At 62.4% G+C, this 17,602-nt stretch carries 14 protein-coding genes; 9 read left to right on the top strand and 5 right to left on the bottom strand.

The features are described 5' to 3' along the window. The first annotated feature begins 130 nt into the window (after positions 1-130). The 8 genes from NLX68_RS15210 to NLX68_RS15175 all read left to right on the top strand — a co-directional run bounded on the left by NLX68_RS15210 (position 131) and on the right by NLX68_RS15175 (position 12,758). The gene (locus tag NLX68_RS15210) at positions 131-727 is read left to right on the top strand and encodes a superoxide dismutase (RefSeq protein WP_010220832.1); all 597 of its coding nucleotides are present in this window, start codon (positions 131-133) and stop codon (positions 725-727) included. 345 nt (positions 728-1,072) lie between these two features. Continuing rightward, complete coding sequence (locus NLX68_RS15205; protein WP_254284647.1) at positions 1,073-3,124, top strand: bifunctional diguanylate cyclase/phosphodiesterase; 2,052 nt, start codon at positions 1,073-1,075, stop codon at positions 3,122-3,124. 149 nt (positions 3,125-3,273) lie between these two features. Continuing rightward, positions 3,274-4,608: an imelysin family protein gene (locus tag NLX68_RS15200; protein WP_254284646.1), complete on the top strand. Its 1,335-nt coding sequence runs from the start codon at positions 3,274-3,276 to the stop codon at positions 4,606-4,608. Positions 4,609-4,803: 195 nt separating this feature from the next. Beyond that, positions 4,804-6,231: a di-heme oxidoredictase family protein gene (locus NLX68_RS15195; protein WP_254284645.1), complete on the top strand. Its 1,428-nt coding sequence runs from the start codon at positions 4,804-4,806 to the stop codon at positions 6,229-6,231. A 15-nt stretch (positions 6,232-6,246) separates the two neighbouring features. Next, entirely contained in the window at positions 6,247-7,311 is a 1,065-nt protein-coding gene (locus NLX68_RS15190) for an imelysin family protein (protein WP_254284644.1), read from the top strand. Positions 7,312-7,313: 2 nt separating this feature from the next. Beyond that, positions 7,314-8,411 carry a DUF1513 domain-containing protein gene (locus tag NLX68_RS15185; RefSeq protein WP_254284643.1) on the top strand — a complete coding sequence of 366 codons (1,098 nt, stop codon included), beginning with the start codon at positions 7,314-7,316 and terminating at the stop codon, positions 8,409-8,411. A 125-nt stretch (positions 8,412-8,536) separates the two neighbouring features. Next, complete coding sequence (locus NLX68_RS15180; RefSeq protein ID WP_254284642.1) at positions 8,537-9,694, top strand: efflux RND transporter periplasmic adaptor subunit; 1,158 nt, start codon at positions 8,537-8,539, stop codon at positions 9,692-9,694. Positions 9,695-9,707: 13 nt separating this feature from the next. Next, positions 9,708-12,758, top strand: coding sequence for a multidrug efflux RND transporter permease subunit (locus tag NLX68_RS15175; protein WP_254284641.1), 3,051 nt, complete (start codon positions 9,708-9,710; stop codon positions 12,756-12,758). A 61-nt stretch (positions 12,759-12,819) separates the two neighbouring features. Here the strand turns inward: NLX68_RS15175 and NLX68_RS15170 are convergent, their stop codons facing one another. The 5 genes from NLX68_RS15170 to colR form a co-directional block, all read right to left on the bottom strand. Further along, on the bottom strand, positions 12,820-13,047 hold the full coding sequence (locus NLX68_RS15170) for a hypothetical protein (protein ID WP_254284640.1): 228 nt from the start codon (positions 13,045-13,047) through the stop codon (positions 12,820-12,822). After that, on the bottom strand, positions 13,047-13,757 hold the full coding sequence (locus NLX68_RS15165; protein ID WP_254284639.1) for a lipopolysaccharide kinase InaA family protein: 711 nt from the start codon (positions 13,755-13,757) through the stop codon (positions 13,047-13,049). Before NLX68_RS15165 ends, NLX68_RS15170 begins: the two co-directional genes overlap by 1 nt. Before the next feature lie 7 nt (positions 13,758-13,764). After that, complete coding sequence (locus NLX68_RS15160; RefSeq protein ID WP_010220821.1) at positions 13,765-14,445, bottom strand: class I SAM-dependent methyltransferase; 681 nt, start codon at positions 14,443-14,445, stop codon at positions 13,765-13,767. Between the two features lie 136 nt (positions 14,446-14,581). Then, the gene (locus NLX68_RS15155; RefSeq protein ID WP_254284638.1) at positions 14,582-15,880 is read right to left on the bottom strand and encodes a HAMP domain-containing sensor histidine kinase; all 1,299 of its coding nucleotides are present in this window, start codon (positions 15,878-15,880) and stop codon (positions 14,582-14,584) included. Then, a complete protein-coding gene (gene colR, locus NLX68_RS15150; RefSeq protein ID WP_100782556.1) occupies positions 15,870-16,553 on the bottom strand; it encodes a two-component system response regulator ColR in 684 nt (227 codons plus the stop codon). The genes NLX68_RS15155 and colR overlap by 11 nt, the downstream gene beginning before the upstream one ends. Before the next feature lie 188 nt (positions 16,554-16,741). Here colR and NLX68_RS15145 point away from each other — a divergent pair, with 188 nt between their 5' ends. Further along, the gene (locus NLX68_RS15145; protein WP_254284637.1) at positions 16,742-17,476 is read left to right on the top strand and encodes a phosphatase PAP2 family protein; all 735 of its coding nucleotides are present in this window, start codon (positions 16,742-16,744) and stop codon (positions 17,474-17,476) included. The last annotated feature ends 126 nt before the right edge of the window (positions 17,477-17,602 follow it).

The raw sequence follows: 17,602 nt of genomic DNA, 5'->3' as shown, positions 1-17,602 counted from the left end.
GTGGTTAAGCACCGGGCCCGGTGCTATGATCCAGCCCTTGCGTCGCAAAGAGTACAGACTCGCCGACGCACACCGGCCGCCCGTGATCGGCCTTGCGCTCACCGCAACAGACCTGATTAGGAGAATCACCATGGCTTTTGAATTGCCGCCGCTGCCTTACGCCCACGACGCCCTGCAGCCGCACATTTCCAAGGAAACCCTGGAATACCACCACGACAAGCACCACAACACCTATGTCGTGAACCTGAACAACCTGGTGCCAGGCACCGAGTTCGAAGGCAAGACCCTGGAAGAGATCGTCAAGACCTCCTCGGGCGGTATCTTCAACAACGCCGCTCAGGTCTGGAACCACACCTTCTACTGGAACTGCCTGGCGCCAAACGCCGGCGGCCAACCAACCGGCGCCCTGGCTGAAGCCATCAACGCCGCGTTCGGCTCCTTCGACAAGTTCAAGGAAGAGTTCACCAAGACGTCGGTCGGCACCTTCGGTTCCGGTTGGGGCTGGCTGGTGAAAAAAGCCGACGGTTCCCTGGCCCTGGCCAGCACCATCGGCGCCGGCAACCCGCTGACCAGCGGCGACACCCCGCTGCTGACCTGCGACGTCTGGGAACACGCCTACTACATCGACTACCGCAACCTGCGTCCGAAGTACGTCGAGGCGTTCTGGAACCTGGTCAACTGGAAGTTCGTTGCCGAGCAGTTCGAAGGCAAGACCTTCACTGCCTGAGACGGCTGCTGATCGATACGCGTGATCCGGTATCGAGCGACCGAGAAGCCCACCCTAGCGGTGGGCTTTTTTATGGGCGCCGATGCTGCAACATTTTTCATCCTATTCCCGCGCCGTGCATCTTGCCGCGCACGCAGAGCACGCTAACATCAATCGTTGGGAAACTCTTTCCCACGGATTAAAGTCGCAAGGCCGGGCAACCGATACAGTGACGGCAGGTACCCAACCTGCTCCAGGGGCAAAAATGCACCCTCACGGAGCTGGAGAAGTCCTGTTGACGGCCGATAGTGGATTGCCAAGTTTGATGGCAAAATGATGCCATGCGCATGGATTAAGGAAACCCCATTGAAGCTGGAACTCAAGAACAGCTTATCGGTCAAGTTGCTCAGGGTAGTACTGCTCTCGGCGTTGGTCGTCGGTGTAGTTCTCAGTTGTGCGCAGATCGTCTTCGATGCCTACAAGACCCGCCAGGCCGTCGCCAATGACGCCCAACGGATCCTCGACATGTTCCGTGATCCTTCAACCCAGGCGGTGTACAGCCTGGACAAGGAAATGGGCATGCAGGTCATGGAGGGCTTGTTCCAGGACGAGTCCGTGCGCATGGCCGCCATCGGCCATCCCAATGAAACCATGCTGGCGGAAAAATCCCGCCCGCTGCAGGAAGACTCCAGCCGCTGGTTGACCGACCTGATTCTCGGCCAGGAACGCAGCTTCACCACCCAGCTGGTCGGCCGTGGCCCCTACAGCGAATATTACGGCGACCTGAGCATCACTCTCGACACTGCGTCCTATGGCGAGGGCTTTCTGGTCAGTTCGGTGATCATCTTCATTTCCGGTGTGCTGCGCGCCCTGGCCATGGGCCTGGTGCTGTACCTGGTCTATCACTGGATGCTGACCAAGCCGCTATCGAAGATCATCGAGCACCTCACCCAGATCAACCCCGACCGCCCCAGCCAGCATCAGTTGCCGCTGATCAAGGGCCACGAAAAGAACGAGCTGGGCTTGTGGGTCAATACTGCCAACCAATTGCTGGCGTCGATCGAGCGCAACACCCACCTGCGTCACGAGGCCGAGAACAGCCTGCTGCGCATGGCCCAATACGACTTTCTCACCGGCCTGCCCAATCGCCAGCAATTACAGCAGCAACTGGACAAGATCCTGATCGACGCCGGTCGCCTGCAACGCCGGGTGGCAGTACTGTGTGTCGGCCTGGATGACTTCAAGAGCATCAACGAACAATTCAGCTACCAGGCCGGCGACCAGTTGCTGCTGGCCCTGGCCGATCGCCTGCGCGCCCACAGTGGCCGGCTCGGCGCCCTGGCACGCCTGGGCGGCGACCAGTTCGCCCTGGTCCAGGCCGATATCGAGCAGCCCTACGAAGCGGCAGAACTGGCCCAGAGCATTCTCGATGACCTCGAGGCGCCGTTCGCGCTCGACCATCAGGAAATCCGCCTGCGCGCCACCATCGGCATCACCCTCTTCCCCGAAGACGGCGACAGCACCGAGAAGCTGCTGCAAAAAGCCGAGCAGACCATGACCCTGGCCAAGGCCCGCTCACGCAACCGCTACCAGTTCTACATCGCCAGCGTCGACAGCGAGATGCGCCGCCGTCGCGAGCTGGAAAAAGACCTGCGCGAAGCCCTGCCGCGCAACCAGCTGTTTCTGGTCTATCAACCGCAGATCAGCTACCGCGACCACCGCGTGGTCGGCGTCGAGGCGCTGCTGCGCTGGCAGCATCCGGAACTGGGCATGGTCCCGCCCGACCAGTTCATCCCTCTGGCCGAGCAGAACGGCAACATCATCACCATCGGCGAGTGGGTACTCGACCAGGCCTGCCGGCAACTGCGCGACTGGCATGACCAGGGCTTCAGCGAACTGCGCATGGCGGTCAACCTGTCGACCGTGCAACTGCACCACAACGAGTTGCCGCGGGTGGTCAACAACCTGCTGCAGATCTACCGCCTGCCACCGCGCAGCCTGGAGCTGGAGGTCACCGAAACCGGCCTGATGGAAGACATCAGCACCGCCGCCCAGCACCTGCTGAGCCTGCGCCGCTCCGGGGCGCTGATCGCCATTGACGACTTCGGTACCGGCTACTCCTCACTCAGCTACCTGAAGTCGCTGCCGCTGGACAAGATCAAGATCGACAAGAGCTTCGTCCAGGACCTGCTCGATGACGACGACGATGCCACCATCGTTCGCGCCATCATCCAGCTGGGCAAGAGCCTGGGCATGCAGGTGATCGCCGAGGGCGTGGAGACGGCTGAACAGGAGGCCTACATCATTGCCCAGGGTTGCCATGAAGGTCAGGGCTATCACTACAGCAAACCGCTGCCAGCCCGGGAGTTGACCGCGTTCCTGAAACAGGCGCAGCGCAACCAGGTTTCGATTCTGTAACCCCCGTCCGCATCGCCAGAAATGACAAAAACACGCATTTGAATATTTACGTGGCTGCCCCTTTACACAAAATGCAAATCTTTCGCATTATGTTGCAGTTTTGCGTGCCCCCGGTACGCTTGTCCAACCTCTCGACGCAGGAATTCGCCATGATTCGTATGCCTCTGGCCACCGCCAGTCTGTTGGCCATTGCCATCTCTCTCGCCGGTTGCGGCGACAGCAAGGACAAGGACAAAGCCGCCGCACCGCAAACTCCGGCCGCCACCACCTCGGCTGCCGCACCTGCTGGCGCCGTCGACGAGGCAGCGGCCAAGGCCGTGGTCAAGCATTACGCCGACATGGTCCATACCGTCTACAGCGACTCGCTGAGCACCGCCAAGACCCTGCAAACCGCCATCGACGCCTTCCTCGCCAAGCCCAACGAGGAAACCCTGAATGCCGCCAAGGCCGCCTGGGTCGCTGCACGCGTACCGTACCTGCAGAGTGAAGTGTTCCGCTTCGGCAACACCATCATCGACGACTGGGAAGGTCAGGTGAACGCCTGGCCGCTGGACGAAGGCCTGATCGACTACGTCGACAAGAGCTACGAGCACGCCCTGGGCAACCCTGGCGCTACCGCCAACATCATCGCCAACCTGCAAGTGCAGGTCGGCGAAGACAAGATTGACGTCAAGGACATCACCCCGGAGAAACTGGCCAGCCTGAACGAGCTGGGCGGCTCCGAAGCCAACGTCGCCACCGGCTACCACGCCATCGAATTCCTGCTCTGGGGCCAGGACCTGAATGGCACCGGCCCAGGCGCTGGCGCCCGTCCTGCCTCCGACTACCTGGAAGGCAAGGGCGCTACCGGCGGCCACAACGAACGCCGTCGCGCCTACCTGAAAGCCGTGACCCAACTGCTGGTCAATGACCTCGAAGAAATGGTCGGCAACTGGGCGCCGAACATCGCCACCAACTACCGCGCCACCCTCGAAGCCGAGCCTGTCAATGACGGCCTGCGCAAGATGCTGTTCGGCATGGGCAGCCTGTCGCTGGGCGAACTGGCTGGCGAGCGCATGAAAGTTTCCCTGGAAGCCAACTCGCCTGAAGACGAGCAGGACTGCTTCAGCGACAACACCCACAACTCGCACTTCTACGACGCCAAGGGCATCCGCAACGTCTACCTGGGCGAATACACCCGCACCGACGGCACCAAGCTGACTGGGCCAAGCCTGTCGTCGCTGGTGGCCAAGGTCGACGCGGCTACCGACACCACCCTCAAGGCCGACCTGGAAGCGACCGAAGCCAAGATCCAGGTCATGGTCGACCACGCCGCCAAAGGCGAGCACTACGACCAGCTGATCGCTGCCGACAACGCGGCCGGCAACCAGATCGTGCGTGACTCCATCGCCGCCCTGGTCAAACAGACCGGTGCGATCGAACAGGCCGCAAGCAAGCTGGGGATTGCCAACCTGGCGCCAGACAGCGCTGATCACGAGTTCTGATTCAGCAGCGGTAAAAAAAGGCGACCTTCGGGTCGCCTTTTTTATGCGCATTATCGCGGGGCAAGCCCGCCCCAACTGTGGGAGCGGGCTGCCCCGCGATAGATTTCATCCAGCAAACGCAAATCCCTCTTATTCAATTTCCCTGAGCCTGCTAAGCTTGCACGCCGGTTTTTTGCCCAAGCCCCAGGATTATTGATGTCCTCGTTGCTTTCCCGCCTCAGCCCCCTGCTTCTGGCCCTGTTTCTGGCCGGTTGCGACGATGCCCCGCATTTCACCCAGGCCGAGCCCGGTGAGGCGCTGGCCGGTGGCAAGGCCACGGTGAACAAGCGCGACCAGAACGCCTATTCCATGCCTTCGGCCAACCTGCCGCCGAGCCGGCGCCTGGACTTCAGCGTCGGCAACAGCTTTTTCCGCAGCCCCTGGGTGATTGCGCCGTCGACCACTACTGCCCGCGACGGCCTCGGCCCGCTGTTCAATACCAATGCCTGCCAGAACTGCCACATCAAGGACGGTCGCGGCCATCCGCCCGGGCCCAACGCCTCCAACTCGGTGTCGATGCTGGTGCGCCTGTCGATCCCTGACCAACCACAGTACGCCAAGGTCATCGAGCAACTGGGCATCGTCCCGGAGCCTGTGTATGGCGGTCAGTTGCAGGACATGGCAGTGCCCGGTGTCGCCCCCGAAGGCAAGGTGCGCGTTGAATACGATGCGCACACCGTCACCTTCAAGGACGGTACGCACGTGGAGCTGCGCACGCCGCGGTTGCAGATCAGCCAGCTGGGCTACGGCCCGATGCACCCGGACACCCGCTTCTCCGCCCGGGTCGCCCCGCCGATGATCGGCCTGGGCCTGCTCGAAGCCATCCCAGAGGCGGCAATCCTGGCCAACGCCGACCCCGATGACGGTAATGGCGATGGCATCCGTGGCCGTGCCAACCGGGTCTGGGACGATGCCCTGGGCAAGACCGTAGTCGGCCGCTTTGGTTGGAAGGCCGGGCAGCCAAACCTCAATCAGCAGAATGTCCACGCCTTTTCCGGTGACATGGGCCTGACCACCAGCCTGCGGCCGATGGACGATTGCACCCCGGCGCAAACCGACTGCCTCAACGCCGCCAACGGCAACGGCGCCAATGGCGAGCAGGAAGTCAGCGACAACATCCTGCGCCTGGTGCTGTTCTACACCCGTAACCTGGCGGTGCCGGCGCGCAAGGACGTTGATTCAACCCAGGTCCTGGCCGGCAAGAACCTGTTCCACCAGGCCGGTTGCCAACGCTGCCACACGCCACAGTTCACCACTGCCAGCGACGCCGCCGAGCCGGAGCTGGCCAGCCAGCTGATCCGCCCCTACAGCGACCTGCTGCTGCACGACATGGGCCCGGGCCTGGCGGATAACCGCACCGAGTTCGCCGCCAGCGGCCAGGACTGGCGCACTCAGCCGCTGTGGGGCATCGGCTTGAACCAGACCGTCAGCGGTCACACCCAGTTTCTTCATGATGGCCGCGCCCGCGACCTGCTCGAAGCCGTGCTCTGGCACGGCGGCGAGGCTGAGGCGGCCAAGCAGCACGTACTGACCTTCAATGCCGAGCAGCGCGCCGCGTTGCTGGCCTTTCTGAATTCACTTTAAGCAAAGGAGCCGGGCATGTTCCGTCCCAAACTGTTGTTCACCAGCCTTGCCGCCCTCGCCCTCGGCGCCTGCTCGCCGCAAGACCCGCAAGCGCTGACCTCGGCGGCGATCGCCCAACAGGTGATCCTGCCGACCTACAGCCGCTGGGTCGAAGCCGACCGCCAACTGGCCGTCAGTGCCCTGGCTTTCTGTGAAGGCAAGGCGGACCTGGCCACTGCCCGCGCCGACTTCCTCCATGCGCAAAAAGCCTGGGCCGAGCTGCAGCCGCTGTTGATTGGCCCGCTGGCGGAAGGCAACCGCACCTGGCAGGTGCAGTTCTGGCCCGACAAGAAGAACCTGGTCGGTCGTCAGGTCGAGCAACTGATCAATGGCGACACCCCGGTCGATGCCGAAACCCTGGGCAAATCCAGTGTCGTCGTGCGCGGCCTGTCGGCTTACGAGTACATTCTATTCGACAGCAAGCCGGACGCCGCCAACGCCGAACAGAAAGCCCGTTACTGTCCGCTGTTGGTGGCCATCGGCGAACACCAGAAGACCCTGGCCGAAGAAATCCTCAAAGGCTGGAACAGCACCGATGGCATGCTGGCGCAGATGACCAAGTTCCCCAACCAGCGCTATGCCGATTCCCACGAAGCCATTGCCGACCTGCTGCGCGCCCAGGTCACCGCCCTGGACACCCTGAAGAAAAAGCTCGGCGCACCCATGGGCCGCTTGAGCAAGGGCATCCCGCAGCCGCTGCAGGCCGAAGCCTGGCGCAGCCACTCCTCGCTGAAAAGCCTGGAAGCCAGCCTGAACGCGGCCCAGACCGTCTGGGTCGGGGTCGACAACAAAGGCCTGCGTGGCCTGCTGGGCAAGGATCAGCAGGCCCTGGCCGACAAGATCGACGCCGCCTACGCCAATGCGATCAAGCTGCTGGCCAGCAACCAGAAAACCCTGGGCGAGTTGCTCGACGACGAAGCCGGTCGCCAGCAGCTGAACGCCATTTACGACAGCCTCAACGTCGTCCACCGCCTGCACGAAGGCGAGCTGGCCAAGGCGTTGGGCATCCAGCTGGGCTTCAATGCCAACGACGGTGACTGATCATGTTGCGACGCCAGGCTCTCACACTCGGTAGCGTTGTGCTCAGCGCCCTCACCCTCGGCGGCTGGGCCCTGTTTCGCAACAAGAGCAGCGCCCCGCTGCTGCTCTCGGCGCGTGACGATGGCGACGGCAAGCACTATGCCGTCGGCTACCGCCTGGACGGTACCCAGGTATTCGCCACCCAGGTGGGCCAGCGTTGCCACGACATCATCAACCACCCCGAGCAGCCGATTGCCCTGTTCGTCGCCCGCCGCCCCGGCACCGAGAGCTACCTGATCGACCTGCGCGATGGCCGCTTGCTGCAGACCATCACCTCGCAGCCGAACCGGCACTTCTACGGCCACGCGGTGATCCACAAGAGCGGTGAATGGCTGTATGCCACCGAGAACGACACCACCGACCCCGGTCGTGGCGTGCTCGGGGTGTATCGGTTCGACGGCGAACGTCTGCAGCACAGCGGTGAAATCCCGACCCACGGCATCGGCCCGCACCAGGTGTCGTGGATGCCCGACGGCGAGACCCTGGTGGTGGCCAACGGCGGCATCCGCACCGAGGCCGAAAGCCGGGTGGAGATGAACCTCGATGCCATGCAGCCAAGCCTGGTGCTGATGCAGCGCGACGGTACCCTGCTGAGCAAAGAGGTACTCAGCCAGCAGATGAACAGTGTGCGCCACCTGGCGATTGCCGCCGACGGCACCATCGTCGCCGGCCAACAGTTCATGGGCGCCAGCCACGAGACGGCCGAACTGCTGGCGATCAAACGTCCGGGCCAGGCGTTCGAAGCCTTCCCGGTGCCCGAGCAGCAGTTGCAGTCGATGGCCCACTACACCGCCAGCGTCGCTGTTCACAATGAGCTGCGCCTGGTGGCGCTGACCGCGCCACGGGCCAACCGCTTGTTCATCTGGGACCTGGACAGCGCCCAGGTACGCCTGGACGCCCCGATGCCCGATTGCGCCGGCGTCGGCGCCGTGGCCGACGGTTTTGTCGTGACCTCCGGACAGGGCCGCTGCCGCCTGTACGATTGCCGCAAAAACGAGCTGATCGGCCAGCCGCTGCAACTGCCTTCGGGGCTCTGGGACAACCACCTGCACCTGGCCTGAAAATAGCCGGGAACACAGGCTTCCCAGGCCCGGTCAACAGAGTAATATTCGGCTACATCGCACGTGGGCAGGGACGCCCGTCGTCGTGCCAAGCGAACCACAATTCGTCTCCAAGGAACTGGACTATGCTGCGCCGCCGCATGCTGATCATGTTGGGTGTTGTCCTGCTGCTCGTGCTGATCCTGGGGGGCTACAAAGCCTTTGCCATCTATCAGCAGATCCAGATGTTCGCGGTCCCCAAGCCACCGATCAACGTGGCGGCGACCGAGGCCAGCGAACGCGCCTGGCAGAATCGCCTGCCGGCAGTGGGCAGCCTCAAGGCCCTGCAAGGGGTCGACCTGAGCCTGGAGATCGCCGGCACGGTCAAGGCCCTGCAGTTCGAGTCCGGGCAGAAGGTCAGCAAGGGCCAGCTGTTGCTGCAACTGGACAGCGATGTCGAAACCGCGCTGCTGGGTACCGCCCTGGCCGACCTGGGCCTGGCCCAGGTCGATTACAACCGCGGCAGCCAGCTGGTCGGCAGCCAGGCCATTTCCAAGGGCGAGTTCGATCGCTTGAGCGCACAGTTCAAGCGCAACAAGGCGGTGGTCGAACAACTCAAGGCCGCACTGGCGAAAAAGAGCATCAACGCACCGTTCAGCGGCACCATCGGCATCCGCCAGGTGGACGTCGGCGACTACCTGGCCAGCGGCACAGTCATCGCGACCCTGCAGGACCTGAGCAGCCTCTACGTCGACTTCTTTGTCCCCGAGCAGTCGATTCCCAAGCTGAGCATTGGCCAGCAGGTGCTGGTCAACGTCGCCGCCTACCCACAGGAAAACTTCCCCGGCACCCTCAGCGCCATCAACCCCAAGGTCGAGGACAGCACCCGCAACGTGCAGGTTCGCGCCACCCTGGCCAACCCCGACGGCAAGCTGCTGCCCGGCATGTTCACCAGCCTGCAGGTGCTGCTGCCCGATCCGCAGCCACAGGTGGTGGTGCCGGAAAGCGCGGTCACCTATACGCTCTACGGCAACTCGGTGTACGTCGCCGTGGCGAAAAAGCCCGAGAAGGCCGAGGACGCCAAGCCACAGGCCAATCCCGACGGCCAGGCGACGCTGATCGCCGAGCGCCGTTTCGTGGAAACCGGTGAACGCCGCGATGGCCTGGTGGTGATCAGCAAAGGGCTCAAGGCCGGTGAAACGGTGGTCACCGCCGGCCAACTGAAACTCACCCAGGGCGCGCCGATCAGCATCAGCCCGGACAAGACCCTGCAAGCCCCCACCCGCCAGCCGCGCAGCAACTGATCAAGGAACCGTCATGGCCTTTACCGATCCGTTCATTCGCCGCCCGGTGCTGGCCAGCGTGGTCAGCCTGCTGATCGTGCTGCTGGGCTTCCAGGCCTGGAGCAAGTTGCCGATCCGCCAGTACCCGCAGATGGAAAACGCCCTGATCACGGTGACCACCGCCTACCCCGGGGCCAATGCCGAGACCATCCAGGGCTACATCACCCAACCGCTGCAGCAGAGCCTGGCCAGCGCCGAAGGCATCGATTACATGACCTCGGTGAGCCGGCAGAACTTCTCGGTGATCTCGATCTATGCACGCATCGGTTCAGACAGCGACCGTCTGTTCACCGAGCTGCTGGCCAAGGCCAACGAGGTCAAGAACAAGCTGCCCCAGGATGCCGAAGACCCGGTGCTGAGCAAGGAAGCCGCCGACGCCTCGGCGCTGATGTACCTCAGTTTCTACAGCAGCGAACTGAGCAACCCGCAAATCACCGATTACCTGTCACGGGTGATCCAGCCCAAGCTTGCGACCCTGCCCGGCATGGCCGAGGCCGAGATCCTCGGCAACCAGCTGTTCGCCATGCGCCTGTGGATCGACCCGGTGAAGCTGGCAGGCTACGGCCTGAGCGCCAATGACGTGACCCAGGCGGTGCGCGGCTACAACTTCCTTTCCGCGGCGGGCGAGCTCAAGGGCGAATACATCGTCACCAGCATCAACGCCACCACTGAACTGAAGAGCGCCGAAGCCTTCGCCAAGATCCCGCTCAAGACCAGCGGCGACAGCCGGGTGCTGCTCGGCGATGTGGCGCGGGTCGAGATGGGCGCGGAGAACTACGACACGGTCAGCTCCTTCGACGGCACACCATCGGTGTACATCGGCATCAAGGCTACCCCGGCGGCCAACCCGCTGGAGGTGATCAAGGAGGTGCGCAAGCTCATGCCCGAGCTTGAAAGCCAGTTGCCGCCGAACCTGAAGTCCTCGATTGCCTACGACGCCACACTGTTCATCCAGGCGTCGATCAACGAAGTGGTAAAAACCCTGGTCGAAGCGGTGCTGATCGTCATCGTCGTGGTTTTCCTGTTCCTCGGCGCCCTGCGCTCGGTGCTGATCCCGGTGATCACCATTCCGCTGTCGATGATCGGCGTATTGTTCTTCATGCAGTTGATGGGCTACTCACTGAACCTGCTGACCCTGCTGGCGATGGTGCTGGCCATCGGCCTGGTGGTCGATGACGCCATTGTCGTAGTGGAGAACATCCACCGTCATATCGAAGAAGGTAAATCGCCGTACGAAGCGGCCCTGGAAGGCGCCAGGGAGATCGCCATGCCAGTGGTGTCGATGACCATCACCCTGGCGGCGGTGTACGCCCCTATCGGCTTTCTGGAGGGGCTGACCGGCGCGCTGTTCAAGGAGTTCGCCCTGACCCTGGCCGGCGCCGTGGTGATCTCCGGCATCGTCGCCCTGACCCTGTCGCCGATGATGTGCGCCTTGCTCCTGCGTCACGAGCAGAACCCCACGGGCCTGGCGCATCGCCTGGATGTGCTGTTCGAGCGGCTCAAGCAGCGTTACCAGAAAATCCTCCATGGCACCCTCAACACACGGCCGGTGGTGCTGGTATTTGCGCTGATCGTGCTGTGCCTGATTCCGGTGTTCCTGATGTTCACCAAGAATGAACTGGCGCCGGATGAAGACCAGGGCGTCATCTTCATGATGGCTACCGCGCCACAGCCGACCAACCTCGACTACCTGAACAGCTATACCGATGAGTTCATCACGATCTTCAAGGACTTCCCCGAGTATTACTCTTCGTTCCAGATCAACGGTTTCAATGGCGTGCAGTCGGGCATCGGCGGCTTTTTGCTCAAGCCCTGGAATGAGCGCGAGCGCACCCAGATGGAGCTGCTACCGCTGGTACAGGCCAAGCTTGAGGGCATCAGCGGCCTGCAGATCTTCGGCTTCAACCTGCCCTCGCTACCGGGCACCGGCGAAGGCCTGCCGTTCGCCTTCGTGATCAACACCGCCAACGACTATGCATCACTGCTCGAGGTGGCCGAGCGGGTCAAGACGCGCGCCCAGGCCTCTGGCAAGTTCGCCTTCCTCGACATCGACCTGGCCTTCGACAAGCCGGAGGTGGTGGTCGATATCGACCGGGCCAAGGCGGCGCAGATGGGCGTGTCCATGGACGCTCTGGGCGGTACCCTGGCGACGCTGCTGGCTGAAGCGGAGATCAACCGCTTTACCATCGACGGGCGCAGCTACAAGGTCATCGCCCAGGTCGAGCGGCCCTACCGCGATAATCCCGACTGGCTGAACAACTACTACGTAAAAAACCAGCAAGGGCAGATGCTGCCGCTGTCGACCCTGATCAGCATCAGCGACCGCGCCCGGCCGCGCCAGCTCAACCAGTTCCAGCAATTGAACTCGGTAATCATCCAGGGCTTCCCGACGGTCAGCATGGGTGAGGCGCTGGATACCGTGCGCAGCATCGCCCGCGAAGAAGCCCCGGAGGGCTATGGCTTTGACTATGGCGGCGCGGCGCGTCAGTTCGTCCAGGAAGGCAGCGCCCTGTGGGTAACCTTCGGCTTGGCCCTGGCGATCATCTTCCTGGTGCTGGCGGCACAGTTCGAGAGTTTCCGCGACCCGTTGGTGATCCTGGTGACCGTGCCGCTGTCGATTTGCGGCGCGTTGATTCCGTTGTTCCTGGGCATCTCGAGCATGAACATCTACACCCAGGTGGGGCTGGTGACCCTGATCGGGCTGATCAGCAAGCACGGCATCCTGATCGTCGAGTTCGCCAACCAGTTGCGCCTGCAAAAAGGCCTCAGTGCGCGCGAAGCAGTGGAAGAAGCTGCGGCGATTCGCTTGCGCCCGGTGCTGATGACCACCGCCGCGATGGTGTTTGGCATGGTGCCGTTGATTCTCGCCACCGGCGCCGGTGCGGTCAGCCGCTTCGACATCGGCACGGTAATCGCCACCGGGATGTCCGTGGGCACCTTGTTCACCCTGTTCGTGCTGCCTTGCATCTATACCCTGCTGGCCGTGGAAGCGGGCTTGCCCCGCGAAGAGGTGGTGCCTGAATAATCTTCGCTTGGGGATCGATCGCGGGGCAAGTCGAATCGTCGCACCGCCGCTCCCACAGGGGTCAGCCGCTGGCGCGTACGCCCTGGCTCAGGCCGAACAGCAATAACAACAGGTCGTGATCCGGCTTGGCATCGACCTGGGGTTTTACCACCCGTGGCAGCGGGCATTGCGCACCGGCATCGATCTTGCTGAAAACCTGCGGGCGAGGCTCCTCCAACGCCGCCACGGCAGCGGTTGCCACGGCCAAGGCAATCACCAGAAACAAACCTCGGGCTATTTCTAGTTTCATTACTCTAAACCTTTGACAGCGCTGCCAAACGCTCCTTGGTAAAAATAGAGCAGTTTTTGCCACTCTGCGTCGTTGAAAGACGAATGGCGGCGCAGTTGTTTAAGGTCATTGAGCGCAGCACGCTGACAACTGATGCGCCGGCGGCACTTTTCGAGGTCCAGCAGGGCCACTTCAGCCCGAGCCTCGGCACCTTGGCCAATGACCTTGACGAAGACATGCTTGCCATACAGGCAACCATGCTGCCAATGACCGCGGTGCATCCGCGCCAGGTTCTGCGCCAGGTCTTCCAGCACCCGCTCGTGCAATGCCGGGTGGTACCGCTCTCGGGCACCGGCGGCGAACCAGCTGTCGATATCCTCGAAGCCTTCCAGCGCCTCGCTGACCAGCAAGGCTCGCCACTGATGCTCGGCATCACGGTCAACGCCGCAATAGACAATATGCGGCACCCGCACCCCCAACTGCTCGAAGCTGTTCAGGGCATCGTATTCACGCAACACGGTAGGGCGCCCGAAGGGGTGCATTAGGCTGCGGTAGATATGGCCGATCTGGCGCTTGGCATAAAACGTATGGCCAGTGTCATCGCTCAGTCGCTGTACACCACTCTCGCCGCCGCGACGCTGATTGGGCTCCTCGACCCATTCGCCCTGCTGCTGCCAGAAATGATCGAACTGATCCTTGTTCGTCGTTGCTGCTGTGCGCTCAAACCCCATTCCCCGCTTACCCCTTACGCAGAAGATAGACTCGCCACATGGCGTAGAACGGTAAAAAGTCCAATCGTTCCTGAATACGGAAACCTGCGGCTTCAAATTCCTTTTCAACCGTGGCAACAGGTAACACAAAACGATTCTGGTAACTGCCCTGCCCTTTTTCGACGTAACGCCGCTGCTCGAGCTTTTTGCGCCGCCAGGCTTTGAAATTGCCATCCACCCACAGCGAGACGATCACGCTGTCGCGGGTAACCCGTTGAAATTCCGAGAGTAATGTTTTGCGATGGGCCGCATCGCCGATGTGGTGCATCAGCCGCATGCAAAAAATACTGTCAACCGAGTTGTCCGGTAAATCGATGGCGAATGCGGAGGTCTGCAAGGTACGTACCCGTTCCACCACTGCAGCCGGCTGCGAGGCCCGCGCGGTTTCGAGCATGGCTTCGGAATTGTCGGCACCAATGATCACCCGGTTGGGCTTTTCCGCCAGCAACGGCCAGAAGCGCCCGGCACCGCACGGCAAGTCGAGCACCAGCCCCGGTTCGCCAGCCAGTGCCAGGGCGCGACGGGCCAGTTGCTCGTCACGCTGGTGGGACATCCTGCGCGCCAGGCCGTCCTGGTGCTTGAGGAAGTATTCCTGGGCGTGCTGCTGGTCGTACTTATCCGAAAACTCGAGTTTGATAGGGCTACGCATTGTGCATCTCCTGACTCCAATGTGCCCACCTTAGGCTGGCAAGCGTTGGCGTCAGGTCATGCTGATGTGAAAAATTCGTTAGTTGTCACGACAAAAGTTTCAATTAATTACAAACTTTCACGGCTGGCCAATGGCCCTATTCGAGTTCAGTCGGCCCTTGCAGTGCCAGGCTCAGGTCTACGTGAAAGCGGCAGCCATGGGGCACCATGGCGCTCAGGCTGACGCTCCAGCCCTGGTCGTCACAAATCCGCTGCACCAGTGACAGGCCCAAGCCCAGGCCCTCGCCACGCTTTTCATCGCCGCGCACAAACGGCCGGAACATGGCTTCGCGCTGCTCTTCGGGAATTCCTACACCACTGTCTTCGACCAGGAACCCCGCCGGTTCCAGCGTCAGGCGAATAAAGCCCTGATCGGTGTAGTGCGCCGCATTGCGCAGCAGGTTGCCCATGACCGCCTGAAGAAAGGTGGCGTTGTACAAGGTCGGGGTTGCTGCCTTGGCGTCGTACAGCAATGTCAGGCCTTTCTGCTCGATGGTATCGCGCCAGACGCCAATCAGGTCATCGGCCACCTCTTTCATGCTCGCCTGCGAGGCGACCGCGCCTTCGTCACGCTGGGCACGGGCGAGCATCAGGAAGGTCTTCACCAACTCCTGCATCTCTTCGGTGGCCCGGGCGATGCGCTCGACCTGGGATCGGGCGCGGGTGTCGATATTGGGGTTGACCAGCAACAGCTCACAGGAGCTGGCCAGCACCATCAACGGCGTGCGCAGCTCATGGCTGACATCACTGGTAAACAGGCGCTCACGGGTCAGCGCATCGCGCAGACGCCCCAGGGTATCGTCGAACGCCACAGCCAGCTGACCGACTTCGTCCGCAGCGTAATCGGGCGCCAAGGGCGGCGCCAGGCCCAGCAGTTGATCACGGTGGCGCACCTGGCGGGCCAGGCGAATCACCGGTGCCATCACCCGCCGGGCCAGGACCCAGCCGAGGAATACCGCCAGCGCCAGGCTCAGGACAAAGCCGACCACGACCACTGCGAACAGCACTCGCTCGCGCTCTTCGAAATCACTCTGGTCCTGCAACAGCACGTAGCGACGGCCATCGACGATTTCGACCATCGCGTGGTAGGACAGATCTTCACGAAACACTTCATGAAAACCACGGTCAAGGTGACGCAAATCCTTGGGCAGCTCGAAGTCATCACGCCCGCCGCTGAAATAGAACAGCTGGTCCGGCCGCGGCCGGTGGCTCCAGTCGCTGACGCTGTCCATGCGCAGCAAACGTTGCAGGTCGCCGCCCAGCACGGCGGAGATCAAGCGTTCTTCAACCAGGTGGACCGTAGCGACAATGCCGAAGGCGAAGGCCCCGGCCACCATCGCACTCATCAGGGCAAAGGCAATGATGATCCGCTGGGCAAGGCTTTGTTTAAACTCCATCACGGCCCTCGGCCAAGCGATAGCCGACGCCGTGGACGGTATGCAGCAGGGGTTTTTCAAACGGTTTGTCGATGACCTGGCGCAGTTGGTGAACGTGGCTGCGCAAGCTGTCGCTGTCCGGACAATCGTCGCCCCACAGCGCCTCTTCGAGTACTTCGCGGCGCAGCACATGCGGGCTCTTCTGCATCAGCACCGCCAGCAGCTTCAGGCCGACCGGGTTGAGCTTGAGCAATTTGCCTTCGCGGCTGACTTCCAGCGTGTCGAGGTCGTAGACCAGGTCACTGACCTGCAGGGTACGCCGACCACCGCCCTGGGCGCGACGCAGCACCGCTTCGATGCGCGCGGCAAGCTCCGACAGGGCAAACGGTTTGAGCAGGTAGTCGTCAGCGCCGGAGCGGAAGCCCTGCAGGCGATCGTCCAGCTGATCACGGGCGGTGAGCATGATCACCGGGGTGTCGCGCCGGGCGTCTTCGCGCAGGCGCTTGCACAGGGTATAGCCGTCGATGCCTGGCAACATGATGTCGAGCACGATCAGGTCGTAGTGTTCGGTGGCAGCCAGGTGCAGGCCGGAGAGACCGTCCTGGGCACAGTCCACCGTGTAACCCTTCAGGCCCAGGTAGTCGGCCAGGTTGGCGAGGATATCGCGGTTGTCTTCAACCAATAGAATTCGCATGGGGTGTCTCCCGTCCGGCGCTTTTGCCTGCTTGGCAGGCGCAGCTTACGGCCATCAGCAGCGCTCGGCTAGGTCGGCAGGACTTTATTGCAGGTTAATGTTTTTTTCACCGAGCCTTCACGGACAGGCGATGGCGGCTAGCCGAAAATTGGCGGTCGGACTGCCCCGTTGACCTGCCTGGACTTGCCATGTCACTACCTGCCTACTCCCGTCCGCTGAATTTCTGGATTGCCCTGGGCATCCCTGCCGTCACCGCGGTGATATTGATCCTGCTGGAGCTGACCTCACTGGACATGGACCTGGCCAAGCTGGCGTTCGACCCGGTGGCGGGGCAGTTCATCGGCCGGCACAGCTACTTTCTCGAAGATATCCTGCATGACCGGGCCAAACAGGCCGTGATCGTCCTCGGCCTGCTGGCCATCGTCGCCTTCGCCGCGAGTTTCTTCTGGACACGCCTGTTCAGTTGGCGTCGGGAGCTGGGCTGCCTGGTCCTGGCCATGGGGCTGTCGACCAGTTTTGTCACGCCAGTCAAAGCCGTGACTGCGGTGCAGTGCCCCTGGAGCCTGACCGAATTTGGCGGCAAGGAGACCTACAGCGAGCTGCTCAGCCCGCGCCCGGCCACTGACAAGCCCGGACGCTGCTGGCCGGGGGGCCACGCGGCGACCGGCTTCACCCTGTTTGCCCTGTTCTTTGTCCTGCGTGACCGCCGTCCACGCCTGGCGCGGGCGGCACTGGTGCTTGCCTTTGGCCTGGGCACGCTGTTTTCAGTGGGGCGCATGCTGCAAGGCGCGCACTTTTTTTCGCACAACGTATGGACGGCGGTGTTCTGCTGGCTGATCAGCCTTGGGTGCTATTACTGGGTGCTGTATCGCCGGCCGGTTGAATTGAAGCAGAAGGCTGCGGTTACCGTGCCGTCCTCGTAAGACTGGAATGTGCGGTGACTGCATCGCTGGCAAGCCAGCTCCCACATACTGGACTGCCCCCCTAAAGTTGGACAGTATTAACCAGCAGCCTGAGCCCTGTAGTCGACAGGGCTCAGGCCATTGAGC

It is taken from the genome of Pseudomonas sp. SBB6 (assembly GCF_024213215.1).
Taxonomy (GTDB): domain Bacteria; phylum Pseudomonadota; class Gammaproteobacteria; order Pseudomonadales; family Pseudomonadaceae; genus Aquipseudomonas; species Aquipseudomonas donghuensis.
This window is presented reverse-complemented; position numbering and strand designations above follow the sequence as displayed.